This is a genomic window from Burkholderia sp. RF2-non_BP3, assembly GCF_001522185.1.
GTDB classification, from domain to species: domain Bacteria; phylum Pseudomonadota; class Gammaproteobacteria; order Burkholderiales; family Burkholderiaceae; genus Burkholderia; species Burkholderia diffusa.
In genome coordinates this window covers 110,986-136,459 of sequence record NZ_LOSU01000032.1, presented here as the reverse complement: position 1 = coordinate 136,459, position 25,474 = coordinate 110,986, and the positions used below count along the sequence as shown (strand labels likewise).

The window sequence follows — 25,474 nt, the reverse complement described above, 5'->3', positions numbered from 1 at the left end:
GAAACGGGGTAACGGTCAACGGCGGTCAACAGCGAGACAACGGTGGCTCGACAGCGGGGCGAGGGCAACCTGCGGCACGCTCACGCGCCGTGCGCCGCGCCCGCGCGCATCAGCGCCTCGATCTCGGCGGCCGCCACCGGCACGTCGCGCGTGATCAGCTCGCAACCGTGCTCGCGCACGATCGCGTCGTCCTCGATGCGGATGCCGATGTTCCAGTATTCGTACGGCACGTCGTCGGCTGCGCGCACGTACAGGCCCGGCTCGACGGTAAGCGTCATGCCGGGTTTCAGCGTGCGCCACGGCAACGCGCCGTCGGCGTCGCGCGCGGCGAGCCGTTCGCGGTAGTCGCCGCAATCGTGCACGTCCATGCCGATCCAATGGCCGGTGCGGTGCATGTAGAAGCGTGCGTACGCGCGCTCGGCGATCACGTCGTCGACGTTCGAGAAGCGCGCCTTCGGGATGATGCCCGTATCGAGCAGCCCTTGCGCCAGCACGCGCACGGCCGCGTCGTGCGGCGCCTCGAACGACACGCCCGCGCGCGTCGCGTCGATTGCGGCCTGCTGCGCGGCGAGCACGATGTCGTACAGCGTGCGCTGCGCGGGCGAGAAGCGCCCGTTGGCCGGGAACGTGCGCGTGATGTCCGACGCGTAGCCGTCGAGTTCGCACGCGGCATCGATCAGGATCAGGTCGCCGTCGCGCGCGGCCGCGTTGCCGGCCGGGTAGTGCAGCACGCACGCGTTCGCGCCGGCCGCGACGATCGAGCCGTACGCGGGCGCCTGCGCGCCATGCTTGCGGAACGTGTACAGCAGCTCGGCCTCGAGTTCGTATTCGCGGATCCCCGGGCGGCACACCTGCATCGCACGACGGTGCGCGAGCGCGGAGATGTGCGCGGCGCGCATCATGATCGCGAGCTCGTGTTCGTCCTTCACGAGCCGCATGTCGTCGACGAGCGGCGTGAGGTCGAGCAGCGCGTCCGGCGCGGCGACACCCGTGCGCGCCTGCGCGCGCACCGCATCGATCCAGCCGGCGAGCTGGCGGTCGAACTCGGCCGAGGCACCGAACCGATAGTGCACGGTGCCCGCATCGGCGAGCAGGCGCGGCATTTCGGTGTCGATCACGTCGACCGCGTAGGCCGCGTCGAAGCCGAACGCGTCGCGCGCGGCCTCGGGCCCGTAATGGAAACCTTCCCAGATCTCGCGATCGGCATTCTTCGCGCGGCAGAACAGGATCGATTCCGGCGTGCCTTGCGACCCGGCGGCGTTCAGCACGAGCACGGCGTCCGGCTCGGTGAAGCCCGTCAGGTAGTGGAAGTAGCTGTCATGCCGGTACGGGAAGGCCGTATCGCGGTTGCGCAGCATTTCCGGCGCGGTGGGAACGATGGCGACGCCGCCGCCCGCGGCGCGCAGTGCGGCAAGCACGCGTTCGCGGCGCTGGCGGTAGACGTCGACGGCGATGGCGGTATCGAGGGGCGCATTCATCGTGCGATTGTAGCGCCGCCGGACGCGGTGTGTGAGAGGCGCGGCTGCAAGCCGCGCCGGACGGGGCTCGGCGACGGCTGTTGCAAACCATCCACAGGCCGGACGGGCAGATTTTCTGCCCGGCCACGCCGGCCGGTTATGATCGGCGACAACGTATACTCTCGGCGGTTCCCTTAAAAAGGCAGATGATGAAATTAATCGGTTCGCTCAGCAGCCCGTACGTCCGAAAGGCGCGGATCGTGCTTGCTGAAAAGAAGATCGACTACAAGCTGGAGCTCGAGAACGTGTGGGCGCCGGATACGAACATTCATGCATCGAATCCGCTCGGCAAGGTCCCGTGTCTCGTGATGGAGGATGGTGCCGCGGTGTTCGATTCCCGCGTGATCTGCGAATACGTCGATACGCTGTCGCCGGTCGGCAAGCTGATTCCGCCGTCGGGGCGCGAACGTGTCGAAGTGCGGTGCTGGGAAGCGCTGGGTGACGGCGTGCTCGACGCGGCCGTGGCGATTCGTCTCGAACACACGCTGCGCGACGAAGCGCAGCGCAGCGCGAGCTGGATCGCGCGTCAGCAGCGCAAGATCGACGACGCGCTCGTCGCGATGTCGCAGGGCATCGGCGGCAAGACGTGGTGCGTCGGCAATCATTACACGCTCGCCGACATCGCACTCGGCTGCGCGCTCGGCTACCTCGACTTCCGGATGCCCGAACTCAACTGGCGCGATCGCCATCCGAACCTCGACAAGCATTTCGTGAAGCTGTCGCAGCGGCAGACGTTCGTCGACACGCTGCCGCAGGGCTGACCGACCGCCGGCGGCGGATCGGGCAGACAAAAGAAAAGCGCCCCACGGGGCGCTTTTCTCATGGCGAGCCGCCCGGCGGCTGGCGATCGCGTCACTCGATCGACGCGTAAACGGTTTCGCCGAGCACGAACGAATCGCTGCGCGCGATCGGCCACCACTTGTCGTACAGCGTATAGCCGCAGGTCTGGCCGTCGAGCAGCGCGCCGGGCTTCAGGTACTTCAGCAGCTGCGACATCAGCCGCACCTCGTGCGGCGCGACCCGCTGCACGATGTGATGCGCGCGCAGCTCGGACGGATGGCCGAGGCCGGCCGCCTGCACGAGTTCCTGCAGCGCATGCAGCGTATTGCGGTGGAAGTTGTACACGCGCTCGGCCTTGTCGGGCACGACGATGGCGCGCTGGCGCACCGGGTCCTGCGTGGCGACGCCGGTCGGGCAGCGGTCGGTGTGACAGTGCTGCGCCTGGATGCAGCCGACCGCGAACATGAAGCCGCGCGCCGAATTCACCCAGTCCGCGCCGATCGCGAGCGTGCGCGCGATGTCGAACGCGGTGATGATCTTGCCGCTCGCGCCGATCTTCACGCGGTCGCGCACGCCGATGCCGACGAGCGTGTTGTGCACCAGCAGCAGCCCTTCCTGCAGCGGCACGCCGACGTGGTCGGTGAATTCGAGCGGCGCCGCGCCGGTGCCGCCTTCCGCGCCGTCGACGACGATGAAGTCCGGCACGATGCCCGTCTCGACCATCGCCTTCGCGATCCCGAAGAATTCCCACGGGTGGCCGATGCACAGCTTGAAGCCGGTCGGCTTGCCGCCGGACAGCGTGCGCAGCCGCTCGACGAATTCGAGCAGCCCGCGCGGCGTCGAGAATTCCGAGTGCGTCGCGGGCGAGATGCAGTCCTTGCCCATCGGCACGCCGCGTGTCTCGGCGATCTCGGGCGTGATCTTCGCGGCCGGCAGCACGCCGCCGTGGCCCGGCTTCGCGCCTTGCGACAGCTTGATCTCGATCATCTTGACCTGCGGATCGGCGGCCTGCTTCGCGAACTTGTCCGGATTGAACGTGCCGTCGTCGTTGCGGCAGCCGAAGTAGCCGGATGCGATTTCCCAGATGATGTCGCCGCCGTTCTCGCGGTGGTACTTCGACAGCGAGCCTTCGCCGGTGTCGTGCGCGAATCCGCCTTTCTTCGCGCCGAGGTTCAGCGAGCGGATCGCGTTCGCGGACAGCGAGCCGAAGCTCATCGCCGAGATGTTGAAGATCGAGATGTCGTACGGCTGCGCGCGGTTCGCGCCGACCCGGATGCGGAAGTCATGGTTCGGCAGCTTCGTCGGCGCGAGCGAGTGGCTGATCCATTCGTGCGCGACGGCCTTCACGTTCAGCTCGGTACCGTACGGGCGATTGTCGGCGACGTTCTTCGCGCGCTGGTAGACGAGGCTGCGCTGCGCGCGCGAGAACGGCTTCTCGTCGGTGTCGTCCTCGACGAAATACTGGCGGATCTCGGGGCGGATGAACTCGAACAGGAAGCGGAAATGGCCCCAGAGCGGGTAATTGCGCAGGATCGCGTGGCGGTCCTGGTTCAGGTCGTACAGGCCGAGGGCGACGAGGGCGACGGGGAGGATGATCCACAGCCAGGAAAGCACGTGGATCGACGCGAGTGCGGCCGCGGCAACGAGCAGCAGGACGGCACACCACATCGCGAGGTAGCGTCGTGAAAGCATGGGGGCTCCGTAAGCATCTTGAAATGCCGCCATGCGTACGCTGCGCGGCGGCGCACCGGCCGCGGCGGAATCGTGTTCCGCCGGGCGCGGCGTGCCGCAAGTCTAAACCGAATGGATGTCAGCGTGCTTCCGCGAGCGCGCCCGCGTGCGTTGCCGACGGCGCCGTCTGGCCGGGCTGGCCGGTGGCCGCGAACTCGATGATGCCGCCGCCGAGGCAGATCTCGCCGTCGTACAGCACGGCCGACTGGCCCGGCGTGACCGCCCATTGCGCGTCGTCGAACGCGAGCGAGAAGCGCTCGCCGTCGGCCTGATCGAGCGCGGCCCGGCCGAACGCGGCCCGGCCGAACGTGCAGGCCGCATCGGCCTGCCGGTAGCGCGTCTTCGCCCCGCACGAGAAGCCTTCGGCCGGCGGCTCGCCCGCGACCCAGCTCACGTTGCCGGCGACGAGCTCGCGCGACAGCAGCCACGGGTGGTCGTGGCCCTGCACGACGTACAGCGTGTTCGACGCGATGTCCTTCGCCGCGACGAACCACGGTTCGCCGCTGCCGTCCTTGCTGCCGCCGAGGCCGATGCCCTTGCGCTGGCCGAACGTGTAGAACGCGAGGCCGATGTGCTCGCCGACGACCTTGCCGTCGGGCGTCTTCATCGGGCCGGGTTTCGTCGGAAGATAGCGGTTCAGGAAGTCGCGGAACGGCCGTTCGCCGATGAAGCAGATGCCGGTCGAGTCCTTCTTCTTCGCGTTCGGCAGGCCGATCTGCGCGGCGATCTCGCGCACCTTCGTCTTCGGGATCTCGCCGAGCGGGAACATCGTCTTCGACAGCTGCGCCTGGTTCAGCCGGTGCAGGAAGTACGACTGGTCCTTCGTATGATCGAATGCCTTCAGCAGTTCGAAGCGACCGTCGCGCTCGCGCACGCGCGCGTAGTGGCCGGTTGCGATCATTTCCGCATCGAGCGACATCGCGTGGTCGAGGAACGCCTTGAACTTGATCTCGGCGTTGCACAGCACGTCCGGGTTCGGCGTGCGGCCGGCCGAATATTCGCGCAGGAATTCGGCGAACACGCGGTCCTTGTATTCGGCCGCGAAGTTCACGGCTTCCACGTCGATGCCGATCAGGTCGGCCACCGACACCACGTCGATCCAGTCCTGGCGCGTCGAGCAGTATTCGCCGTCGTCGTCGTCTTCCCAGTTCTTCATGAACAGGCCGACCACGTCGTACCCCTGTTCCTTCAGCAGCCACGCGGTCACCGACGAATCGACGCCGCCCGACATGCCCACTACTACACGGCGCTTGCTCATTTGTTTACCGCCTGACGGTCGAGTGCTTCCGGGCGCGGCGCGACCGAATGCGTGTGCACGAAATCGAGCGGAATGCGCCGCCCGGCGAGATAGTCGTCGACGCAGCGCATCACCGCCGGCGAGCGGTGGCGCTCGCTGCACGCGCGCAATTCGTCGGCGCTCATCCACAGCGTGCGGACGATGCCGTCGTCGAGCATGTGGCCCGGCAGCGGCTCGCCGGCCGTGCCGCAGAACGTGAAGCGCAGGTAGGTCGCACCGGCGCTGTCGGGGCGGTCGTAGTGCGCGAGATAGACGCCGACGAGCGCGTCGGGCACGAACGGATGCGCGGTTTCCTCGAGCGTCTCGCGGATCACGGCGTCGGCGAGCGTCTCGCCGGCTTCGAGATGACCGGCCGGCTGGTTGATGCGCAGGCCCGTCGAGGTTTCTTCCTCGATCACGAGAAAGCGACCGGCACGCTCGACGAGCGCCGCGACGGTCACATGCGGGGTCCAGATTTCGGGTTTCATGGTTCGGCATTTTACCGGTTGCGCCCGGACGCTGCCGGCCGTCAGGTTAGACGAATCCGACCCCGGTCGTTCTTGTGGCGGCAACGGGTCTGCCCGATCGCCGCGACGCGTTCCGGCGGCGCCGCCTGCCCAGGCGGGCGGCCAGCCAGGGCGGTCCGACCGTCACGCGCCGAATCGCGCCCCGTTTTTCACGGCGCGACGATGGTCGCGACGCAGGCGGCGATCGTATCCCGCACGCGCACGATCGCCGGGTCGCGCTGCGTGCTCGTGCGCCAGCCGATTTCCACCGGATAGCGCGGCAGCTCGACCGGGCACGCGAGCGCGCGCAGCGACGTCGCCTGCGCGATCGCGCGAGCCGCGTGCGCCGGAATCGTCGCCACCGCGTCGGAGCCGGCGAGCAGGTACGGCAGCGCCGCGAAATGCGTGGTCGACGCCGCGACGCGCCGTTTGTGGCCGAGCGCGGCCAGCGCTTCGTCGACGATCCCGATCACGCCGCCCGACGACACGAGCAGATGGTCGCGCTGCACGAAATCGGCGAGCGCGAGCGTGCTCGGCGCGTGCGCGCGGCCGGCCGGATCGATCAGGCACGCGTAGCCGCCTGTCGCGACCGCGCGCCGGCTCAGCCCGTTCGCCGAGAACCCGCCCGACGCGATCGCGAGATCGACGCCGTGCCGCAGCAGCGCGTCGCCCGCGATGCCGCTGTGCGTCTGCCGGAAGATCAGCCGGATGCCCGCGGCTTCGCGGGCGACCGCGTCGATCAGCGCGCGGCCGAGCGCGATCTCGAAGTCGTCCGACAGCCCGATCGAGATCGTACGGCCGACCCGCTCGCCGCCGTCGGCCGCGATCGCGAGGCTTGCGCGGCAGCGGTCGAGCGCGTCGGAGAGGATCGGCTTCAGTTCGTCCGCGCGCGGCGTCGGCGCGAGCCCGCGGCCGGTGCGCACGAACAGCGGATCGGCGTAGATCACGCGCAGCCGCGCGAGCGCCGCGCTCGCCGCCGATTGCGTGAGGCCGAGCCGCAGCGCCGCGCGGCTCGCGCCGCCTTCCTCGTACAGCGCCTCGAACACCTTCAGCAGATTCAGGTCGAGCGCGGCGATATCATCCGTATTCATGTCAGTTATCGTTTTATCGATTTGATCGATGAAATGATATCGATAAAGATGGCGTCACCCACTCACCGGAGACGCCTTCATGTCCACCTCAGTCATCGCCGCGCTGCAGATCGGCGCATCGCCCGCCGGCACGCGCGCCACGCTCGACACGATCCTCGGCTACGAAGCCGCGATCCGCGACAGCGGCGCGTCGCTCGTCGTGCTGCCCGAGGCCGTGCTCGGCGGCTATCCGAAGGGCGAGATCTTCGGCACGCGGCTCGGCTACCGGCTGCCCGAGGGCCGCGACGCGTATGCGCGTTACGCCGCGCAGGCGATCGACGTGCCGGGGCCCGAAACCGACGAACTGGCCGCGCTGTCGCAGCGCACGGGCGCGAGCCTCGTGATCGGCGTGATCGAGCGTGGCGGCAGCACGCTTTACTGCACGGCGCTGTTCTTCGATCCGCGCGACGGGCTCGTCGCGAAGCACCGCAAGCTGATGCCGACCGGCACCGAGCGGCTGATCTGGGGGCAGGGCGACGGCTCGACACTGCCGGTGATCGACACGGCCGCGGGCCGTGCGGGCGCCGCGATCTGCTGGGAGAACCACATGCCGCTGCTGCGCTGCGCGATGTATGCGAAAGGCGTGCAGATCTGGTGCGCGCCGACCGTGGACGAACGCGACCTGTGGCAAAGCTCGATGCGGCACATCGCGCACGAAGGGCGCTGCTTCGTCGTGAGCGCGTGCCAGGTGCAGCCGTCGCCGCGCGCGCTCGGCATCGACGTGCCGGGCTGGGATCCCGAGCGGCCGCTGATCCGCGGCGGCAGCGTGATCGTCGGGCCGCTCGGCGACCTGCTGACGGAGCCGCTGATCGGCGAGGCCGGGCTGGTGACCGCGCGCATCGATACGGACGAGCTCGTGCGTGCGCGTTACGACTTCGACGTGGTCGGGCACTATGCGCGCCCCGACGTGTTTTCGCTGCACGTCGACGAGCGGCCGAAGCGGTCGGTCGTGTTCGGAGAATGACGGGCGTTGCCGGGGCGCGGACGCCCCGGCATGCGAGTGGCGGCGGCGCGCGTCAGCGCATCGGCGCTTCCGCGATCCGCATGTAGTCGGCGATGCGCCGGCCTTCCATGTCTGGAAACTGCTCGTGCACGGTGATGTCGCCCATCCGCGCGATGTCGAAGGTGCGGAAGTCGTCGCGCAGCTCGCACCACGCGCCGATCGTCCAGCGTCCGCCCCAGTAGACGAGCCCGAGCGGCCACACGCGGCGCTTCGTGTGCGCGCCGAGCCGGTCGCGGTAGTCGAAGCTGACGATGTGGTGCGTGTCGACCGCCTGGTGGATCGCGTCGACCTTCGCGCAGAACGTCTCGTCGATGTGGAACGACGGCGCGAACACCGGCAGGCGATCGAGCGCGGTGCGCTTGTCGGCCGGCATCGCCGACGCGATCTTCGCGAGCGCCGAACGCGCGCCGCCCGCGAAGCGCGCGCCGCCCCAGGTCTCGAGCATCCGCGCGCCGGCCGCGAGCGCCGCGAGCTCCTCGGCCGTGAACGTGAGCGGCGGCAGGCTCGCGTTGCGGTTCAGCCGGTAGCCGATGCCGGCTTCGCCTTCGATCGGCACCCCTGACAGTTGCAGGTCGCGCACGTCGCGATAGACCGTGCGCGGCGATACCGACAGCCAGTCGGCGAGCTGCTGCGCGGTCGTGAGACGACGCCCGCGCAGCAGCTCGGCGATCTGGAACAGGCGGTCGGCACGGCGCGTCATGGCTGAACCTCGACTCCAACGGCTACGGGGACTTCGCGATGATAGCGCCGTGCCGGCCGGCTCGTGGATGCACTCAGTGGCATTTCGGTGCGTGCAGGCCGACGCGGTTGCCTTCGGTATCGATCAGGTAGCCGATGTAGCCGTAGTTGTTCGGCAGCTCGACGACCGAGCCCTGCACGACGCCGCCTGCGCGCTTCGCGCGTTCGAGCGCCGCCACGACCGATTCCCCGGCGTTCAGGTACACGAGCACGCCGTTCGCGCTCGGCTTCATCTGCTGCGGATCGAACACGATGCTGCCGCCCGTGCTCGACGCTTCGTGATCGAACACGGCCATCGGCACGCCGCCGATGACTTCGCGCTGCAGCGTCGTCTGCAGCACGGTTTCGTAGAAACGGATCGCCCGGTCGAAATCGAGGGACGGGATGTCGAACCACGCGATCGCGCGTTCCAGGGTTGCGGTTTCGGTTGCAGTTGCAGTTGCAGTTGCGGACGTCATGACGAGCTCCTTGTTGTTCGGGTTCTTGATGGAAACCAGCCTTGCATTGCGCCGGGATTGCAGTGTGATCGGGGGCTGCTGACAGCGTGCTGTCAGTAGTCGTGGCGGTGCTGACAAAAGGGCGAACCTGACGGCCTGGGCGGGTAAGGGCGGTGCGGGAAGCGCATCGGCGCGCGGGTGGCGGGGCGGCACGCGGGGCGTCCGCCCGCGTGGGTGCGGCGGAAAGAAAAACGCCCGGCACAGGCCGGGCGTCGTGGGGTGTCAGCAGGCGGCCGCGGCGGCCGTCTCGCGTGTCAGGCGTCGCCTTCCGGCGCGGCCGGGCGTGCCTTCACGCTGCCGGCGATCAGGTCGAAGCGGAACAGCCGGCATTCGAGCGCGCCGTTGAACAGCGGCGTCTTCGCCGATTCGCGCAGGCGCAACTGGCCCGGCAGCGACCGGTCCGACGTCAGCAGGAACGCCTGCCAGCCCGTGAAGCGCTGCTTGAGCGCATCGCCCAGCGCGTTGAAGAATTCGCTGTCCGGCGCGTCGGTGTGCGTGCGGCGGAAGGCGTCGTCGTTGCCGCGGTTGCGGCCGGTCTCGCGCACCTCGCCGCGCGCGCTGCGGCCGCGTACCTCGATCCGCTCGCCGTACGGCGGGTTCGCGAGGATGATGCCCGGGCCGTCGCACGGCGGCGTCATCCCGCGCGCGTCGACCTGCTTGAGCCACACCGACGGCACGCCCGCACGCTCGAGGTTCGCGCGCGCCTTCTCGAGCATGTCGCCCGAGATGTCGCTGCCGTACACGCCGAGCGAATCGCGCTTGCCGCGCGCCGCGCGCTTCGCGTCGAGCGCCGCGACCTTCAGGCCCTGCCATGCGGTGATGTCGTACTGCTTGAGCTTTTCGAAGCCGAACCGGCGCTCGACGCCCGGTGCGACGCCGAGCGCGATCTGCGCGGCTTCCGCGAGGAAGGTGCCGCTGCCGCACATCGGGTCGTACAGCGGCGTGCCGGGCGTCCAGCCCGTCAGGCGCAGGATGCCGGCCGCGAGGTTCTCGCGCAACGGCGCCGCGCCCTTGTCGAGGCGCCAGCCGCGCTTGAACAGCGGCTCGCCCGACGTATCGAGGTACAGCGTGCACTCGGTGGCGGTCAGGAACGCGAACACGCGCACGTCCGGCGCGCCGGTGTCGATGCTCGGGCGTGCGCCGGTCTTGTCGCGCATCCGGTCGCAGATCGCGTCCTTCACGCGCAGCGTCGCGAATTCGAGGCTCTTCAGCGGCGACTTGATCGCGGTGATGTCGACGCGCAGCGTCTGCGTCGATGCGAACCAGCGTTCCCATGGCTGCTCGAGCGCGAGCGCGTAGACGTCCTGCTCGGTGCGGTACGGGCGGTGCGCGATCTTCAGCAGGATCCGGCTCGCGATCCGCGAATGGAGGTTCGCGGCCATGCCGGCGGCCCAGCCGCCGCGGAAATGAACGCCGCCCGGCACCTGCGCGCCCGCGGTGAACGGCGCGCCGTCCAGATGTCGGCCGGCGATTTCGGCCAGCTCGGCGGCAAGCGCCGCTTCGAGGCCGCGCGGGCAGGGAGCGAAGAATTCGTACAGGGTGGGCGAGGACATAAGGCGGGTGAGGACGTGCAAAAGTCCACTATTGTACGCGGCGCGAGCGGCCGGAGCCGGCGTTGCATCCGATTCGGGACGCCGGCGCCGGCGCGCCGGCCGCGACGGCGAGCCGGCGGGCCCGTGCGGCGGCGCGCGCCCGGATGGCCCGCCGCCGTCGAAGGATCAGTGCGAGCCCGGCTGGCTGGCACGCGCGGCCGGGGTGCCGGCCGGCCAGAACAGCGCGGACGGCTTCGACAGCACCGTGCGGACGATCGCGCCGACCAGCGCGCGCACCTTGGTGCGGCGCAGGCTGCGCGAGCGCACGGCCATCGTGAACGCGAGCGCGAAGCTCACGAGCACGTTGAGGATCGCCATGCTCAGGACGCCGGCGCAGGCCCACCACAGCTCGGGCGTGCCGAGCGCGCCCTTGCCGAGCACGCCGAGCGCGATCCCGATCGACCCGGCCGACAGCGTCACGTGGCGCACCTCGAACGGGAACAGGAACACGGTGACGATCGCCGGAACCAGGCCGAGCATCAGGCCGAGACCCACGTTGGCGACCACGCCCGCGACGTTCGAGCGACAGAAGTGCGCGAGTTTCGCGGCACCCGACGCACCGAGCGTGAGCCGCAGCCGTCGGTTGTACGTCAGCGCGTCGCCGACCCGATGCAGCACGAACCAGTTGTCGGCCCAGCCCGCGAGCAGGCTCGACGCCCACAGCAGCACGCCGGTCAGCGCCGCGTAGAGCGGCGTCGGGCCGAGCAGCGAGAACGAGTGCAGCGTCGCGTGCGCCTTCTCCGGCGAGATCAGGTTCGCGTGCATCAGGTTGGCCGCGAACAGCTGCACCAGCAGGCACACGGGCAGCACGACGAGCACGTTGCCGGAAATGGCCGCGGCCTGCGTGCGGATCAGCGCGATCACCGATGCCACGAACGCCTTCACGCCTGCCTCGTGACCGGTGTCGTCGAGCTCGCGCGCGAGCGTCGGCGCGGTCATCGCGGGTTGCTTGGTCGCGAGCGTGAAGTGCAGGAAGTGCATCAGCATGAAGCTCGCCGCGTAGTTGACGCCCGCGAGCAGCCCTTCGAGCATCGACTGCAGGTGCGCGCCGGTGATCGCGAACTTCACGCACACCGTCACGACGGTGACGAGCCCGCCGCCCGCGGCCATCCGCAGCATCTTCAGGTACTCGGCGCGGCCGCGCGAGATGTAGTGCTCGCCGGTGTCCGCATTGGTCTCGACGAGCTTGCGCGCGAACAGCGAGAAGTTGCTGCGCACGAGGTGCGACACGCTCTGGCTGTTCTGGTTCGCGTCGACGAGCTCGGCCGTCAGGCGCGCCATCCCGCGCAGGTCGTCGCGTGCCATCCACGCGTTGAGCAGCATTTCCGCGCGCAGGATGCGCATGCGCATGCGTTCGACCTGGAACACGATGTCGACCGACACGCCGTTGCGGTACAGGTGCGCGAACACGTCGTCGACGGCGATCCGGCATTCGTCGAGCAGCACGCGCAGGTAGTTCACCTCGTGCAGCAGCTTGCTCGGGTCGCCGCCGTCCTCGACGGCCGCGTGCGCGGTCTCGACCGCGAGCATCGCGCGCGTGAGCCGATAGAACGGCTGCGTTTCGAGCGGCTTGCGTGCGTCGTCGTCGGACAGGCGGCTGCGCACTGTCTGCGACAGGCCGGTCGAGCTGATCTGGCAGGTCAGGTTGTGCAGGGCGGCGAGCAGATCGCGCGAGAACGAGCCGGGCTCGTGGCGCTCTTCGTCGGTGACGTCGAACGAGATCAGCTCGGCGAGGCGCGCGAGCAGGTCGTCGGGCAGCGCGTCGATCCATTGCACGTCTTCGGGCGTCGGGAACATCAGCGTGAACAGCGCCGTCAGTTCGCGGCGGTTCGGCGCGGGCGGGATCAGCGACGTATCGATGCGCTCGAACAGCGCGCCGAAGAAGCCGGAATGCACGGGCATGCCCGCGTCGCAGAGCAGCGAGATGCCGTCGCATTCGCGCAGGATCCCGCGCAGGATGCGTGCGGCGTGCGATTTCCATGCCGGATTGCGGTCGAGCACGTGGAACAGGTAGCGCAGCCGCGCGTGCGCCGGATACGCGCGCGCGTCGGCGTCGCGTTCGGCCGGCGCGTCGTGCGCGACCTGCATCGCGCCGTTGCGGCGCAGCCAGTGCGCGAGCTCGATCAGCCATTCGCTGCGCTCGGCGTACGGCGCGTCCGCGTCGGCATGCGCGAGCAGCGCATCGAGCTGGTGGCCCGCATTGCGCGACGCGCGCCACTTCTTGATCAGGGTCGTCAGGGAACGAAACATAAACGGAATAGCGAAAGCCCTGGACGGGCGGGTTCGGGATGCCGGCCGGAACACGGCGCGGCGCCGGGGAGAACGGTGAGGCTGGCCGGGTGGCCGGACAATGCGCGGCGACCCGCGATGCGGCTGCCCCGGTGCGGTGCACGCGGACACGCATGCGCGCCCCGGGAGACGCGGCGATCGGACCGGACACGACGGGCGGATCGCCGCCGGCGGGCGCGCACGACGAGCGGCGCGAGCCGGAAAGTGCGTAGGATCGTCAATCGGGCGCGAAAACGCAAGCCGACCGTGTTGCGTGGTGCCGGTTCCGGCGGATTTTGACAAACAGTGCAAACCCGCCGTCCGGCCGATGGATGCCGGGCAGCGTCGGCCGAAGCGGCAAGGGCGGCGAGGGCGGCAGGTTCGCGTGCGCGGTTGCGTGCGCACGCGGATCGATGCCGGCGACGTCTATCGGGCGGCGCGTGCCGAGTGCAGGCGCACCGCGCGCATGCGTCGGACGCCGGCCCGCGCGTCGCGCTTACGCGCCGGACTTGCCGGTCGCGCCCGCGTCGTCGCCGGGTGTCGGACCGGCCGGGCAGGGCACGGCGGGCGCGGCGGCGGTTGTCTTGCCGGATGCGGTCGTCGAGGTGGTCGACGCAGCCGCGGCGCCGCGCCGCGCGGCCATCGCGCGCACGCCGGACGCGGCCTGCGATGCGATCACGTCGAGCGCGCGCCGGTGGCCCGCGACGAGCGCGTCGTAGCCGTCGGCGACCGGCTCCGCGACGCTCGTGCGACACGTCATCACGGCCTGCGTGCCGAGCGCGCGCACGCTCCACACCGCATCGATCGCCGCGCGTTTGCCGGGCCACGACTCGAAGCGCTGCACGTTCACGCTGATCCGATAGACGGGCACGCCGGCCGGATACGCGGAATTCGCGACGTCGATCGTGCCGAGCTGCGCGGCGAGGTCGTCGGACAACGCGCGGCGGATTTCGTCGGCGGGCGGCGCGGCCCAGCGCTCCTGCTCGAGCACGTCGACCTGCGCGGCGTTCTTCTGCACGACGAGCTGGTTCTTCGCGATCTGCTCGGGCACGCCGACGGACGGCACCTCGATCAGGAACGACGGGTTGGCGGGCGCGGTGCGCACGGGCGCGGCGGCGTCGGCCGGGCTCAGCGTATAGAACCGCGCGGGCGGCGAGCTGCACGCGGCGAGCGCGAGCGCGGCGAAGACTGCCGCCGCGCCGCTCGCGAGGATGTTCACGCGTGTCGTCGTCATTATTGATCTCCTGGCTTGCCCTTGAGCAGCGATTCGGGATGGCGCTCCAGATAGTCGGCGAGCGCGTTCAGCGATTGCAGCGTGCGCGTGAGTTCCTTCAACGCGCCGCGCACGTCGGACTGCAGCGGCGAATCCTGCTGCAGCGTCGCCTCGGCGGTCGAGAAGGTCTGCTTTGCGGCCGACAGCGTGTCGCGCGCTTCCGGCGCGACCTGCGTGTCGAGCTGCTTGAACAGCTTGTCGGCGTTCGACAGCGCGCTGTTCAGGTTCGCGCCGATCTGGTCGAACGGCACCTTGTCGAGCTTCTTCGCGATGTCGGCGACCTGCAGCTGCAGTTCGTCGAGCGTGTTCGGCACGGTCGGCAGCTCGAGCGGCTGGCGTGCCGCGTCGATCTTCACGACCGGCGCCTTCGGGAAGAAGTCGAGCGCGACGTACAACTGGCTCGTCAGCAGGTTGCCGGTACGCAGCTGGCCGCGCAGCCCGTGCCTGACGAGGCGCTCGACGATCTCGCGGCGGCCCGCTTCGCCCTTGCTCTCGATCGTTTCGCGGAAGCGCGGGCCGAGCCGCTCCGGATACACGTTCATCGTCACCGGCATCAGGAAGTTCTTGGTCTTCGGATCGAAGTCGATGCCGATGTTCGTCACTTCGCCGAGCACGATGCCGCGGAAGTCGACCGGCGCGCCGACCGCGAGCCCGCGCAGCGACTGGTTGAAGTTCATCACGACCTGCAGCGGCTGGCCGTCCGGATCGCGCATCGCGTCCGTCTCGTCGGAGCCGAGGCGGAAGGTCGTGTTGTTCGGCGCCGTCGCGCCGCTGTCCTGGTTCGGCGGCGTCTGGAACGCGATGCCGCCGAGGATCACCGTCGCGAGCGACTGCGTGTTCAGCTTCAGGCCGCTCGAATCGAGCCGCAGGTCGACGCCGCTCGCCTGCCACCAGCGCGAGTTCACGCCGACGTACTGGTCGTACGGCGCATTGACGAACACGTTGAACGTGACGCCCGTGCCGTCCTTGTCGAGCGAGAAGCCGACCACCTGGCCGACCGGCACGCGGCGGTAGTAGACCGGCGAGCCGATGTCGACCGAGCCGAGCGAATCGCCGCGCAGCACGTACTGCGTGCCCTTCTGGTCGCCGGTCACGGCCGGCGGTGTCTCGAGGCCGGTGAAGTCGGTCTGCGTGTCCTGCCCGTGGCCGGCATCGACGCCGATGTACGCACCCGACAGCAGCGTGCCGAGGCCCGACACGCCGGTCGCGCCGACGCGCGGACGCACGATCCAGAAGCGCGAGCCCTTGACCGCGAAGTCCTCGGCCTCCTTCTTCAGCTGCACCTGGACGAGCACGCGCGACAGGTCCTTCGACAGCTTGATCGTCTTGACCATGCCGATCTCGACGTCCTTGTACTTGACCTGCGTCTTGCCCGGCTCGAGCCCTTCCGCGCTGTGGAAGCTGATCGAGACTTCCGGGCCGCGCTCGCGCACGGACTTGATCACGAGGCCGATACCGATCAGCGCGGCGATCAGCGGCACGAGCCAGACGAGCGACGGCAGCCAGCCGCTTTTCGTCGAGATCGCCGGATCGGGCGGCCGGGACGCGTCTTGCTGCGGGCCTTGCGGACTATTCATGGTGTTTCCCTGAGGTTTCGACTGGATCCCAGATCAGGCGGGGATCGAACTGCATCGACGCGAGCATCGTCAGGATCACGACCGAGCCGAACGCGAGCGCGCCGGGTCCGGCCGTGATGACGGCGAGCGAACGGAAATGGACGAGCGCGACGGTGAGCGTCACGACGAAGATGTCGAGCATCGACCAGCGGCCGATCCGCTCGACGATCCGGTACAGGCGCGTGCGCTGCAGCGGCCGCCACACGGTGCGCCGCTGCGCGGTGCCGACGAGGAGCGTCAGCACGCCGAGCTTGAGCATCGGCACGAGGATGCTGGCGACGAACACGACGACCGCGAGCGGCCAGTCGCCGGACGTCCAGAAATAGATGACGCCGCTCATGATCGTGTCCTCCTGCGAGCCGACGATCGACGACGTGCGCATGATCGGCAGCAGGTTCGCCGGAATATAGAGGATCGCGGCCGCGATCAGCAGTGCCCACGTGCGCATGATGCTGTTCGGCGTGCGGAAATGAAGCGTGCTGCCGCAGCGCGCGCAATGCGCGTGCGGACGGTCGATCGTCTGCACGAGCCCGCATGCGTGGCAGCTGGCGTAGCCCTCGCGGGCGGCGGTCGGCATCGTCATTGGCGGGGCGCTTGCGGCGGCGGAGTGGTGCCGTCGGGCGAGGCGGGCGAGCGCCCGGCGCGCAGGTCGTCGGCGATGTCCCACAGCGTGCGTGGATCGAACATCAGCACGACGGCGGTCATCAGCGTGAGCGCGCCGAACGCGAACAGCGCGGCGTCGGGCACGACGCGCGCGAGGCTCACCATCTTGACGATCGTCACGACGATCCCGAGCATGAACACCTCGATCATCCCCCACGGCCGCACGAGCTGGATCGTGCGCAGCACGAAGTTGAGGCCCGGCGGCACGACGCCACGCCGGATCGGCAGCAGCACGTAAAGCAGCGCGGCCATCTCGACGAGCGGGAACAGCACGGTCGAGCAGAACACCATCACGCCGACGGCCTCCATGCCCTGATGCCACAGCGCGTCGATCGCGCCGATCAGCGTCGTCTGCACACGGGTGCCGTTGAGGTCCATTTCGAGGATCGGGAACGCCTGCGCGATGACGAACGTGACGAGCGCCGCGACCGCAAGCGCGCTGATGCGCTCGATCTGCGTGGTGCTGTTGCGATAGAGCAGCGCGTCGCAGCGCGGGCAGCGCGCGATTTCGCGACCGCTCAGGCGCGGTTTATGCAACAGTGCGTCGCATTCGTGGCAGGCAATCAGGTCGTGTCGTTGCATGGAAAAGGCGGTGGTGCGACGGGCGGGGGAACGCGTCGACGGGGCCGGAACCCGCGCCAATCTTACCAAAACGGCTTTTTCGGCGTGTCAACGCCCGGTTGCCGGGTGACCGGGCGGTAACATGGCGCAAACCTGACAGCGGGCTGGCGCGCCTGTCCTCGGAGTCCGCGCGTGACAAAAGGTTGCGGTAGCATGGCGGCCTTGACAAGCGTCGGACGAATTTACCGGCGCAGCCGTTCGCTCAACTGAGGAATCCATGATGGCATCGAAATCGCCGCCGGCCGCGCCGGCACGCTACGCGCACACCGCGATCGCGCTGCACTGGCTGATCGCGCTGCTGATCGTCTGCGGCTTCGCACTCGGCTGGGTGATGACCGACATCCCCGGCTTCACGCCGACGAAGCTCAAGTACTTCTCGTGGCACAAGTGGATCGGCGTGACGGTGTTCGCGCTGGCCGTCGTGCGCGTGCTGTGGCGCGCGACCCACGTGCCGCCGCCGCTGCCGGGCGGCACGCCGGCGTGGCAGCGTGCGGTGTCGCACGGCGTGCACATGCTGCTGTACGCGCTGATGATCGTGATTCCGGTGACGGGCTACCTGTACAGCTCCGCGTCGAACATCCCGGTCGTCTATCTCGGCATCGTGCCGCTGCCGCGCCTGATCGATCCCGATCCTGCGCTGAAGGAAACCTTCAAGACGCTGCACGTGTCTTTGAATTACATTCTGCTTGCGCTCGTCGCCATGCACGTGCTCGCGGCGTTCAAGCACCAGTTGTTGGACCGCGACGGCCTGCTGTCGCGGATGCTTCCCTCCGCCAAATGAAGGATCCCATGAAAGTGTCTTTCTCCCGCTCCATGCTGACCGCGTTCGCCGCGGTGTCACTTGTCGCGTCGGCCGCGGCGCACGCCGACGTCGATCTCGCGAAGAGCAAGGTGTCCGCCGTGTCGAAGCAGATGAACGTGCCGACCGAAGGCGCATTCAAGAAGTTCTCCGCGCAGGTGAAGTTCGACCCGGCCAAGGCCGCGCAGGGCAGCGCGCAAATGACGATCGACATCGCGAGCTTCGACCTCGGCGACAAGATGTACAACGACCAGGTCGCGGGCAAGGACTGGTTCGACGCGAAGGCGTATCCGCAGGCGACCTTCGCGTCGTCGGCGATCGCGCCGGCGGGCGGCAACAAGTACAACGTGACCGGCAAGCTGACGATCAAGGGCAAGTCCGAGACCGTCACGGTGCCCGTCACGGTCACGCAGAGCGGCGCGACGCAGACCTTCGACGGCGTGCTGCCGATCAAGCGTTCGGCGTTCAACGTCGGCACCGGCGAGTGGAAGGACACGTCGATCGTCGCCGATGAAGTGCAGATCAAGTTCCATCTCGTCGCCACGAAGTAAGCGGCGGGCTGTCGCATCACCCCGAATGCCGCGCGAGGGCGCGGCGCTGTTCCAAGGAGAAATCGTTTGAAAAAGCATCTGATCATCGCCGCGGGCGCGCTGGCCGCTTCGCTGTCGTTCTCGGCATTCGCCGACAGCGCGACGTACCAGTTCGACCCGAGCCATACGTACCCGAGCTTCGAGGCCGACCACTTCGGCGGCCTGTCGGTCTGGCGCGGCAAGTTTGACAAGTCGAGCGGCACCGTGACGCTCGACCGCGCGGCGAAGACCGGTACGGTCGACGTGACGACCGACATCGCGTCGATCCACACGGGCAGCGCGAAGCTCGACGAGCACCTGCAGACGGCCGAGTTCTTCGACGTCTCCAAGTTCCCGCAGGCGAACTACAAGGGCGCCATCAAGTTCGACGGCGACAAGCCGGTGTCGGTGGTCGGTAACCTGACGCTGCACGGCGTCACGAAGCCGGTCACGCTGAAGATCGATTCGTTCAAGTGCATGCCGCATCCGATGCTCAAGCGCGAAGTGTGCGGCGTCGACGCGGTCGGCGAATTCAGCCGCGACGATTTCGGCCTCGACTACGGCAAGCAGTACGGCTTCAAGATGAAGACGAAGCTGCTGATCACGGCCGAAGCCGTCAAGCAGCAGTAACGCGCCCGACCGGGCCGGCCGCCGCGTCACGCCGCCGGCCCGTCGCGAGCCAGCCGCCGCGCTCCCGTTTTCAGGGGGCGCGGCGGTTTTTTTTGCGCGCCTATAATCGTCGGCGCAGCTCGCGGCGCGAGAACCGGCGCGCCGGATACAACGTACAACGACAAGGAGATCGCCGATGCACGCCGTCACGCAGTCCAGCTCCATTGCCTCGTCGCCGCGCGTGTGGCGCGCGGTGGTCGCCGCGTCGATCGGCAACGCGCTCGAGTGGTTCGACCTCGTCGTCTACGGCTTCTTCGCGGTGACGATCTCGAAGCTGTTCTTCCCGGCCGGCAACGACACCGTGTCGCTGCTGCTCACGCTCGGCACGTTCGGCGTGTCGTTCTTCATGCGCCCGCTCGGCGCGATCGTGCTCGGCGCGTACGCCGACCGCGCGGGCCGCAAGGCCGCGCTCACGCTGTCGATCCTGTTGATGATGGCCGGCACGCTGGTGATCGCGGTGCTGCCGACCTACCAGACGATCGGCGTTGCCGCGCCGCTGATCCTCGTCGCCGCGCGGCTGATGCAAGGTTTCTCGGCCGGCGGCGAATTCGGCAGCGCGACCGCGTTCCTGGCCGAGCACGTGCCGGGCCGGCGCGGCTTCTTCGCAAGCTGGCAGGTCGCGAGCCAGGGGCTCACGACGCTGCTCGCCGCCGGGTTCGGCACCGTGCTGAACGCACAGCTCACGGCCGACCAGATGGCCGCGTGGGGCTGGCGCATCCCGTTCTTCTTCGGGCTGCTGCTCGGGCCCGTCGCGTACTACATCCGCTCGAAGGTCGACGAGACGCCCGAATTCCTCGCCGCCGAAAGCACCGCGAGCCCGCTGCGCGACACGTTCGCGTCGCACAAGGCACGGCTCGTCGCCGCGATGGGCGTGGTGGTGCTCGGCACCGTCGCGACCTATCTCGTGCTGTTCATGCCGACCTACGGCGTGAAGCAGCTTGGCCTTGCGCCGTCGGCCGCGTTCGCCGCGATCCTCGTCGTCGGCGTGATCCAGATGGCGTTCGCGCCGCTCGTCGGCCACTGGTCGGATCGGTACGGACGCGTGCGCGTGATGCTCGCGCCGGCCGTCGGCATCCTCGTGCTGATCTATCCGGCGTTCGCGTACCTGGTCGTGCATCCGGGCTTCGGCACGCTGATCGCGCTGCAGGTGCTGCTCGCGTTCCTGATGACCGGTTATTTCGCGGCGCTGCCGGGGCTGCTGTCCGAAGTGTTTCCGGTGCAGACGCGCACGACCGGGATGTCGCTTGCGTATAACGTCGCGGTGACGATCTTCGGCGGCTTCGGGCCGTTCATCATCGCGTGGCTGATCCGCGCGACCGGGATGAAGACCGCGCCGAGCTTCTACCTGATGTTCGCGGCCGTGCTGAGCCTTGTGGCGCTGGTCGTGCTGCGCCGGCGGTTCGGCTTCCGGTGACGCGGGGCGCGCGGCGGCGCGTCAGTCGCTGACGCGCTCGCATACCGGCTGCGCCGGCATCAGTTGCGCGGGCGCGGCGACGGTCCGCACCGGCCGGCCGGCGAGCGCGTCAAGCGCCTGCCGGAGCTGCCAGTCGGCATCCGTGCCGAATTCCCGCTGCGGCAGCGCCGCGCTCTTCGACGTATCGATTTTTTCGCGCACGCGTGCTTCGCGCAGTGCTTGCCGTGCCTTGCGGACCTGCGCGAACGGATCGGGCGCCAGCCGGTCCGCATACGGCGCGCGGGCGAGATCGACTTCGCGGTACCAGAGCAGCACGCCGTCGACGTCCGAGTCGCGGCGCGGCGGCACCAGCCAGTCCGGCACGACGCCATAGCCGTCCATCGGGCAGCCGTTCGGCCGCAGGTTGCGCGCGAACGTGAAATTGACGCGCGTGCCGTCGATCAGGTCGACGCCGGTCTGCGCGAGTCCCTTTCCGTAGGTCGGCATCCCGAGCAGCCGCGCGCGGCCGAGATCCTTCAGTGCCGCCGCGGTCGCTTCGGCGGCCGACGCGCTCTGTCCGTCGACGAGCACGACGAGCGGCACGGTGCGCCACCAGTCGTCCGTCTGCAGCGGCGCGAGCGGATCCTGGCCGTGCATGACCGGCAGTTCGTAGTCGGGCCAGTCGGTCGTGAAGCGGCGGCGCTTCGTGCCGTCGCGCTCGAGCGTCGTCATCGCGGTGCGGTCGCGCCCGGCGAACAGCGCGGTGATGCCGATCGCCGCATTCAATGCGCCGCCGCCGTTGATGCGCAGGTCGAGGATCACGCCTTTCACCGGCGGCCCCGCGCGGCGCGCGGCCTGCACCGCGTCGATATAGTTGCCGACCGCCGGCTCCGGGAAGCTCGACAGCCGCGTGTACAGGATGTCGCCGGCGAGCCGCCTTGCGGTCGCCGGGTGCGGCCGGACGATCGCGCGGACCGGCGCGAAGGTCAGCGTCGCAGGGTTCGGACCACGCCGGACCGTGAGCTTCAGCGGCACGCCCGCGTCGCCCTTCGCGAGTTTCACGACCTCGCTGCTGTCGATGCCGACGACGCTTCGGTCGTTCATCGCGACGACGAGATCGTCGGGCCGCACGCCGGCCTGTTCGGCGGGCGCGTCCGGGATCACGTCGATGATGTGCAGCCCGTCGGGCCGCGTCTCGAACACGATGCCGATGCCCGGCGTGCCGTCGCGTGCGCGGCGCTCGTCGTCGCGCCGTTCCTGCTCTTCCTTTGCGTTGAAGAAGCGCGCGTACGGCAGCGTCTTGATGCCGTCGTGCACGGTGGCGTCGAGCAACGCGCCGATGTCGACGTCGGTCAGGTGCTGCTTCTTCAGCACTTCGACCGCGGCCTTCAGTTCGCAGAGCTGCGGTTCCCAGTCGGGCGGGCAGGGTGACGGTTGTGACGCCGCCGCAGCAGCAGCGGCGCGCGGGGCGGACGCGGATTGCGCGCGGGCGGCCGATGCGCATGCAACGAACGCAGCCGCGGCGGCGGCACCGGTGCTCCAGGCGACGATGCGATGAAGGACACGCGAGGCAGGCATCATGAGGGACCGCGGCTTCGACGGGTGGCGGGGCGGGATGGTGGAGCGATTGTAGCCGACGGTCCGTGCGGCCGCGCCGGAGGAAGCGGCCGCGGCTCGCGCATGAAAAAAGGCCGGTCCAACAGGACCGGCCTTCGGGTATCAGCCGAAACGACGCGGCGCTTAAACCTGCGCGCCCGCGTTCGGATCGTCCGGATCGTGCGCCGTCTTCTTTTCCTTGATCAGGTCTTCGCGCTTGATGCCGAGCCACATTGCGAGCGAGCCCGCGACGAACACCGACGAGTAGATGCCGAACATGATGCCGACCGTCAGTGCGAGCGCGAAGTAGTGCAGCGTCGGGCCGCCGAAGAAGAACATCGACAACACCATCATTTCCGTCGACGTGTGCGTGATGATCGTCCGCGACATCGTGGTCGTGATCGCGTGGTTGATCACCTCCGACACGCTCATCTTGCGTTCGCGGCGGAACGTTTCGCGGATCCGGTCGAAGATGACGACCGACTCGTTGACCGAGTAGCCGAGCACCGCGAGGATCGCCGCGAGCACCGCCAGCGAGAACTCCCACTGGAAGAACGCGAAGAAGCCGAGAATGATCACGACGTCGTGCAGGTTCGCGATGATGCCGGCGACCGCGTACTTCCATTCGAAGCGGATCGACAGGTAGATCACGATGCCGATCACCACGCACGCGAGCGCGAGGAGACCGTCGGTCGCGAGCTCGCGGCCGACCTGCGGGCCGACGAACTCGACGCGCTGCAGCGTCACGTCGGGGCTCTGCGCCTTCAGCGCGGTCATCACCTGGTCGCTCTGCTGCGCGGACGTGAGGCCTTCCTTCAACTGCAGGCGGATCAGCACGTTGCGCGACGTGCCGAAGTTCTGCACCTGCGCGTCGGCGTAGCCGAGCTTGCCGAGCGTGTCGCGCACGGGTTCGAGCTGCGCGGCCTGCTGGTACTGCACCTCGATCACCGTGCCGCCGGTGAATTCGACGGACAGGTGCAGCCCGCGGTGGAACAGGAAGAACACGGCGGCGAGGAACGTGACCAGCGAGATCACGTTGAACACCAGCGCGTGCCGCATGAACGGAATGTCTTTACGGATGCGGAAAAATTCCATGGCTTCGTCTCCGGGGCCTTATTGGGTCGAGCCCGGTTTCTTCGGCGACACGCCTTGCTGCGCGCGGTTGCGCAACTGCGGCTTGCCGGCACGCGGTGCGTTGCCCTTCGCGGGTGCGGCGAGCTTCGCGGCGCGCGCGGTGTCGGTCGATTCGTCGGCCGCGGCGAACGAGGCGCCGGCCGTGGCGCCTTCCGGCTTCCACACCTGGCCGATCGCGAGCGACTTCAGCTTCTTGCGGCCGCCGTACCAGAGGTTGACGATCCCGCGCGAGAAGAACACCGCGGAGAACATCGACGTCAGGATGCCGAGGCAGTGCACGATCGCGAACGCGCGAACCGGGCCCGAGCCGAAGGCGAGCAGCGCGAGGCCGGCGATCAGCGTCGTGACGTTCGAGTCGAGAATCGTCGCCCATGCGTGCGCGTAGCCGGCCTGGATCGCGGTCTGCGGCGGCTGGCCGGCGCGCAGTTCTTCACGCACGCGCTCGTTGATCAGCACGTTCGAGTCGATCGCCATGCCGAGCGCGAGCGCGATTGCCGCGATACCCGGCAGCGTCAGCGTCGCCTGCATCAGCGACAGCACCGCGACGAGCAGCAGCAGGTTCACCGACAGGCCGATCACCGAGATCACGCCGAACAGCATGTAGTACGCGATCATGAACACGGCGATCGCGCAGAAGCCCCAGATCACCGAGTGGACGCCCATCTTGATGTTGTCCGCGCCGAGGCTCGGGCCGATCGTGCGTTCCTCGATGATGTCCATCGGTGCGGCGAGCGAACCGGCGCGCAGCAGCAGCGCGAGATCGGCCGCGGCCTGCGGCGTCGGCTGGCCCGTGATCTGGAAGCGGTCGCCGAGTTCGGACTGGATCGTCGCGACCGTCAGCACCTCGCCCTTGCCCTTCTCGAACAGCACCATCGCCATCGGCTTGCCGATGTTCTCGCGCGACACCGCGCGCACCGAGCGGCCGCCCGCCGAGTCGAGGCGGATGTTGACCGACGGACGCTGGTGTTCGTCGAAGCCGGCCGACGCGTCGATGATGCGGTCGCCGGTGAAGATCACGTCCTTCTTCAGCAGCACGGGCGCCTGGTTGCCCTGCGTGAACAGCTCCTCGCCCGGCGGCACGGGGTCGTTCGGGTTCGGGTGCGTGTTGATCGGATCGGCGAGGCGCGCCTCGAGCGTCGCGGTGCGGCCGATGATGTCCTTCGCCTTCGCGGTGTCCTGCACGCCCGGCAGTTCGACGACGATGCGGTCGCTGCCTTGCTGCTGCAGGATCGGCTCGGACACGCCGAGTTCGTTCACGCGGTTGTGGAGCGTCGTCAGGTTCTGCTTGAGCGCGGCGTCCTCGACGGCTTTCTGCACGGCCGGCGTGAACGTGCCGACGACTTGCGTGCCGCCGCCGCCGGGCTGGGTCGCCCATTGCAGTTCGGTGACCGACGCGGCGAGCACCTTGCGGGCGTCTTCCGCCGTCTGCGCGTCGCTGAAGTTGACGACGACGGACTGGTCGACGCGGCTCACGCCGCCGTCGCGGATGTTCTTGTCGCGCAGCAGCGTGCGCGCGTCGGACGCGTCGGAGTCGAGCTTCTTCGTGAGCGCGCCCGTCATGTCGACCTGGAGCAGGAAGTGGACACCGCCGCGCAGGTCGAGGCCGAGATACATCGGCAGTGCGTGCAGCGCGGTCAGCCAGCGCGGCGACGCGCTTTGCAGGTTCAGTGCGACGACGTACTGCGGATCGTTCGGATCGGCGTTCAGCGACTTCTGCAGCAGGTCCTTGACGCGCAGCTGCGTATCGGTGTCCTTCAGGCGCACGCGGATGTTCGCGTTGGACGCCGTGTTCTCGAAGGTGACGTCGTCCGGCGTGATCTGCGCGGAGGCGAGCGCGGATTCGACCTGGGTCAGCGTGGTCGAGTCGAGCTTGACCGTGGCCTTGCCGCTCGACACCTGCACCGCCGGCGCTTCGCCGAAGAAGTTGGGCAATGTGTACAGAAGGCCGATGGCGAGCGCCACGACCATCACGACATATTTCCAGAGTGGATAACGATTCATGAGGGGGCCGAACGGGTGGTTGGCGTGAAAGCGTCGCGTCCGGCGCCGCGGCGGCCCGCTCTCTCAGGCGGGCACGACGCGGGGAGCCGGACGCTCGGTAAA

General features: G+C 68.8%; 22 protein-coding genes. 6 read left to right on the top strand and 16 right to left on the bottom strand.

The genetic code is table 11. The features are described from left to right. Nucleotides 1-80 precede the first annotated feature (80 nt). The gene (locus tag WS45_RS15580) at nucleotides 81-1,478 is read right to left on the bottom strand and encodes an aminopeptidase P N-terminal domain-containing protein (RefSeq protein WP_059700694.1); all 1,398 of its coding nucleotides are present in this window, start codon (nucleotides 1,476-1,478) and stop codon (nucleotides 81-83) included. A 188-nt stretch (nucleotides 1,479-1,666) separates the two neighbouring features. Between WS45_RS15580 and WS45_RS15575 the strand changes: the two genes are divergently transcribed. Further along, complete coding sequence (locus tag WS45_RS15575; RefSeq protein WP_059700743.1) at nucleotides 1,667-2,278, top strand: glutathione S-transferase family protein; 612 nt, start codon at nucleotides 1,667-1,669, stop codon at nucleotides 2,276-2,278. A gap of 91 nt (nucleotides 2,279-2,369) precedes the next feature. Here the strand turns inward: WS45_RS15575 and WS45_RS15570 are convergent, their stop codons facing one another. From WS45_RS15570 to WS45_RS15555, 4 genes are all read right to left on the bottom strand, one after another. Beyond that, entirely contained in the window at nucleotides 2,370-3,989 is a 1,620-nt protein-coding gene (locus tag WS45_RS15570) for an FMN-binding glutamate synthase family protein (protein ID WP_059689064.1), read from the bottom strand. Between the two features lie 118 nt (nucleotides 3,990-4,107). Beyond that, entirely contained in the window at nucleotides 4,108-5,286 is a 1,179-nt protein-coding gene (mnmA, locus tag WS45_RS15565; protein ID WP_059700693.1) for a tRNA 2-thiouridine(34) synthase MnmA, read from the bottom strand. Next, the gene (locus WS45_RS15560; RefSeq protein ID WP_059700692.1) at nucleotides 5,283-5,792 is read right to left on the bottom strand and encodes an NUDIX hydrolase; all 510 of its coding nucleotides are present in this window, start codon (nucleotides 5,790-5,792) and stop codon (nucleotides 5,283-5,285) included. Before WS45_RS15560 ends, mnmA begins: the two co-directional genes overlap by 4 nt. Nucleotides 5,793-5,980: 188 nt before the next feature. After that, nucleotides 5,981-6,901 carry a LysR family transcriptional regulator gene (locus WS45_RS15555; protein WP_059700691.1) on the bottom strand — a complete coding sequence of 307 codons (921 nt, stop codon included), beginning with the start codon at nucleotides 6,899-6,901 and terminating at the stop codon, nucleotides 5,981-5,983. Nucleotides 6,902-6,980: 79 nt separating this feature from the next. Here WS45_RS15555 and WS45_RS15550 point away from each other — a divergent pair, with 79 nt between their 5' ends. Then, nucleotides 6,981-7,904 carry a carbon-nitrogen hydrolase family protein gene (locus WS45_RS15550; protein WP_059700690.1) on the top strand — a complete coding sequence of 308 codons (924 nt, stop codon included), beginning with the start codon at nucleotides 6,981-6,983 and terminating at the stop codon, nucleotides 7,902-7,904. A gap of 52 nt (nucleotides 7,905-7,956) precedes the next feature. On the opposite strand, the gene WS45_RS15545 is transcribed toward WS45_RS15550, so the two are convergent. The 8 genes from WS45_RS15545 to WS45_RS15510 all read right to left on the bottom strand — a co-directional run bounded on the left by WS45_RS15545 (nucleotide 7,957) and on the right by WS45_RS15510 (nucleotide 17,172). Further along, a complete protein-coding gene (locus tag WS45_RS15545) occupies nucleotides 7,957-8,643 on the bottom strand; it encodes a helix-turn-helix transcriptional regulator (protein ID WP_059535356.1) in 687 nt (228 codons plus the stop codon). A gap of 73 nt (nucleotides 8,644-8,716) precedes the next feature. Further along, on the bottom strand, nucleotides 8,717-9,139 hold the full coding sequence (locus WS45_RS15540; protein WP_059700689.1) for a VOC family protein: 423 nt from the start codon (nucleotides 9,137-9,139) through the stop codon (nucleotides 8,717-8,719). A 293-nt stretch (nucleotides 9,140-9,432) separates the two neighbouring features. Beyond that, nucleotides 9,433-10,731 (bottom strand): THUMP domain-containing class I SAM-dependent RNA methyltransferase, encoded by a 1,299-nt coding sequence (locus WS45_RS15535; RefSeq protein WP_059535360.1) that lies wholly within the window; start codon nucleotides 10,729-10,731, stop codon nucleotides 9,433-9,435. A gap of 165 nt (nucleotides 10,732-10,896) precedes the next feature. Continuing rightward, a complete protein-coding gene (locus WS45_RS15530; RefSeq protein WP_059700688.1) occupies nucleotides 10,897-13,020 on the bottom strand; it encodes a site-specific recombinase in 2,124 nt (707 codons plus the stop codon). Nucleotides 13,021-13,534: 514 nt separating this feature from the next. Continuing rightward, nucleotides 13,535-14,272 carry a PqiC family protein gene (locus WS45_RS15525; protein WP_059700687.1) on the bottom strand — a complete coding sequence of 246 codons (738 nt, stop codon included), beginning with the start codon at nucleotides 14,270-14,272 and terminating at the stop codon, nucleotides 13,535-13,537. Then, nucleotides 14,272-15,888, bottom strand: coding sequence for a PqiB family protein (locus WS45_RS15520; RefSeq protein WP_059535365.1), 1,617 nt, complete (start codon nucleotides 15,886-15,888; stop codon nucleotides 14,272-14,274). Before WS45_RS15520 ends, WS45_RS15525 begins: the two co-directional genes overlap by 1 nt. Beyond that, nucleotides 15,881-16,510 (bottom strand): paraquat-inducible protein A, encoded by a 630-nt coding sequence (locus tag WS45_RS15515; RefSeq protein WP_059535367.1) that lies wholly within the window; start codon nucleotides 16,508-16,510, stop codon nucleotides 15,881-15,883. The genes WS45_RS15520 and WS45_RS15515 overlap by 8 nt, the downstream gene beginning before the upstream one ends. Next, nucleotides 16,507-17,172 carry a paraquat-inducible protein A gene (locus WS45_RS15510; protein WP_059535369.1) on the bottom strand — a complete coding sequence of 222 codons (666 nt, stop codon included), beginning with the start codon at nucleotides 17,170-17,172 and terminating at the stop codon, nucleotides 16,507-16,509. The genes WS45_RS15515 and WS45_RS15510 overlap by 4 nt, the downstream gene beginning before the upstream one ends. A 259-nt stretch (nucleotides 17,173-17,431) precedes the next feature. Here WS45_RS15510 and WS45_RS15505 point away from each other — a divergent pair, with 259 nt between their 5' ends. From WS45_RS15505 to WS45_RS15490, 4 genes are all read left to right on the top strand, one after another. Beyond that, nucleotides 17,432-17,992, top strand: a complete 561-nt coding sequence (locus WS45_RS15505; protein ID WP_059535370.1) for a cytochrome b — start codon at nucleotides 17,432-17,434, stop codon at nucleotides 17,990-17,992. An 8-nt stretch (nucleotides 17,993-18,000) separates the two neighbouring features. After that, nucleotides 18,001-18,561 carry a YceI family protein gene (locus WS45_RS15500; protein WP_059535517.1) on the top strand — a complete coding sequence of 187 codons (561 nt, stop codon included), beginning with the start codon at nucleotides 18,001-18,003 and terminating at the stop codon, nucleotides 18,559-18,561. A gap of 66 nt (nucleotides 18,562-18,627) precedes the next feature. Further along, entirely contained in the window at nucleotides 18,628-19,209 is a 582-nt protein-coding gene (locus tag WS45_RS15495) for a YceI family protein (protein ID WP_059535372.1), read from the top strand. A 175-nt stretch (nucleotides 19,210-19,384) separates the two neighbouring features. After that, complete coding sequence (locus WS45_RS15490; RefSeq protein ID WP_059700686.1) at nucleotides 19,385-20,662, top strand: MFS transporter; 1,278 nt, start codon at nucleotides 19,385-19,387, stop codon at nucleotides 20,660-20,662. Nucleotides 20,663-20,683: 21 nt separating this feature from the next. Here the strand turns inward: WS45_RS15490 and WS45_RS15485 are convergent, their stop codons facing one another. The 3 genes from WS45_RS15485 to secD all read right to left on the bottom strand — a co-directional run bounded on the left by WS45_RS15485 (nucleotide 20,684) and on the right by secD (nucleotide 25,372). Continuing rightward, entirely contained in the window at nucleotides 20,684-22,222 is a 1,539-nt protein-coding gene (locus WS45_RS15485; RefSeq protein ID WP_179950374.1) for a S41 family peptidase, read from the bottom strand. 159 nt (nucleotides 22,223-22,381) lie between these two features. Next, nucleotides 22,382-23,332 (bottom strand): protein translocase subunit SecF, encoded by a 951-nt coding sequence (secF, locus tag WS45_RS15480; protein ID WP_059465429.1) that lies wholly within the window; start codon nucleotides 23,330-23,332, stop codon nucleotides 22,382-22,384. 18 nt (nucleotides 23,333-23,350) lie between these two features. Further along, on the bottom strand, nucleotides 23,351-25,372 hold the full coding sequence (gene secD, locus WS45_RS15475) for a protein translocase subunit SecD (protein ID WP_059535377.1): 2,022 nt from the start codon (nucleotides 25,370-25,372) through the stop codon (nucleotides 23,351-23,353). Nucleotides 25,373-25,474 lie beyond the last annotated feature (102 nt).

Bases quoted from the DNA above. Each gene is read 5' to 3' on its own strand.
- WS45_RS15515 (WP_059535367.1), bottom strand. From the start codon at position 16,510: ATGACGATGCCGACCGCCGCCCGCGAGGGCTACGCCAGCTGCCACGCA.
- WS45_RS15485 (WP_179950374.1), bottom strand. From the start codon at position 22,222: ATGATGCCTGCCTCGCGTGTCCTTCATCGCATCGTCGCCTGGAGCACC.
- WS45_RS15535 (WP_059535360.1), bottom strand. From the start codon at position 10,731: ATGTCCTCGCCCACCCTGTACGAATTCTTCGCTCCCTGCCCGCGCGGC.
- WS45_RS15575 (WP_059700743.1), top strand. From the start codon at position 1,667: ATGAAATTAATCGGTTCGCTCAGCAGCCCGTACGTCCGAAAGGCGCGG.
- WS45_RS15525 (WP_059700687.1), bottom strand. From the start codon at position 14,272: ATGACGACGACACGCGTGAACATCCTCGCGAGCGGCGCGGCGGCAGTC.
- WS45_RS15550 (WP_059700690.1), top strand. From the start codon at position 6,981: ATGTCCACCTCAGTCATCGCCGCGCTGCAGATCGGCGCATCGCCCGCC.
- WS45_RS15500 (WP_059535517.1), top strand. From the start codon at position 18,001: ATGAAAGTGTCTTTCTCCCGCTCCATGCTGACCGCGTTCGCCGCGGTG.
- WS45_RS15570 (WP_059689064.1), bottom strand. From the start codon at position 3,989: ATGCTTTCACGACGCTACCTCGCGATGTGGTGTGCCGTCCTGCTGCTC.
- WS45_RS15520 (WP_059535365.1), bottom strand. From the start codon at position 15,888: ATGAATAGTCCGCAAGGCCCGCAGCAAGACGCGTCCCGGCCGCCCGAT.
- secF (WP_059465429.1), bottom strand. From the start codon at position 23,332: ATGGAATTTTTCCGCATCCGTAAAGACATTCCGTTCATGCGGCACGCG.
- WS45_RS15555 (WP_059700691.1), bottom strand. From the start codon at position 6,901: ATGAATACGGATGATATCGCCGCGCTCGACCTGAATCTGCTGAAGGTG.
- WS45_RS15560 (WP_059700692.1), bottom strand. From the start codon at position 5,792: ATGAAACCCGAAATCTGGACCCCGCATGTGACCGTCGCGGCGCTCGTC.
- mnmA (WP_059700693.1), bottom strand. From the start codon at position 5,286: ATGAGCAAGCGCCGTGTAGTAGTGGGCATGTCGGGCGGCGTCGATTCG.
- WS45_RS15580 (WP_059700694.1), bottom strand. From the start codon at position 1,478: ATGAATGCGCCCCTCGATACCGCCATCGCCGTCGACGTCTACCGCCAG.
- WS45_RS15490 (WP_059700686.1), top strand. From the start codon at position 19,385: ATGCACGCCGTCACGCAGTCCAGCTCCATTGCCTCGTCGCCGCGCGTG.
- secD (WP_059535377.1), bottom strand. From the start codon at position 25,372: ATGAATCGTTATCCACTCTGGAAATATGTCGTGATGGTCGTGGCGCTC.
- WS45_RS15540 (WP_059700689.1), bottom strand. From the start codon at position 9,139: ATGACGTCCGCAACTGCAACTGCAACTGCAACCGAAACCGCAACCCTG.
- WS45_RS15505 (WP_059535370.1), top strand. From the start codon at position 17,432: ATGGCATCGAAATCGCCGCCGGCCGCGCCGGCACGCTACGCGCACACC.
- WS45_RS15545 (WP_059535356.1), bottom strand. From the start codon at position 8,643: ATGACGCGCCGTGCCGACCGCCTGTTCCAGATCGCCGAGCTGCTGCGC.
- WS45_RS15530 (WP_059700688.1), bottom strand. From the start codon at position 13,020: ATGTTTCGTTCCCTGACGACCCTGATCAAGAAGTGGCGCGCGTCGCGC.
- WS45_RS15510 (WP_059535369.1), bottom strand. From the start codon at position 17,172: ATGCAACGACACGACCTGATTGCCTGCCACGAATGCGACGCACTGTTG.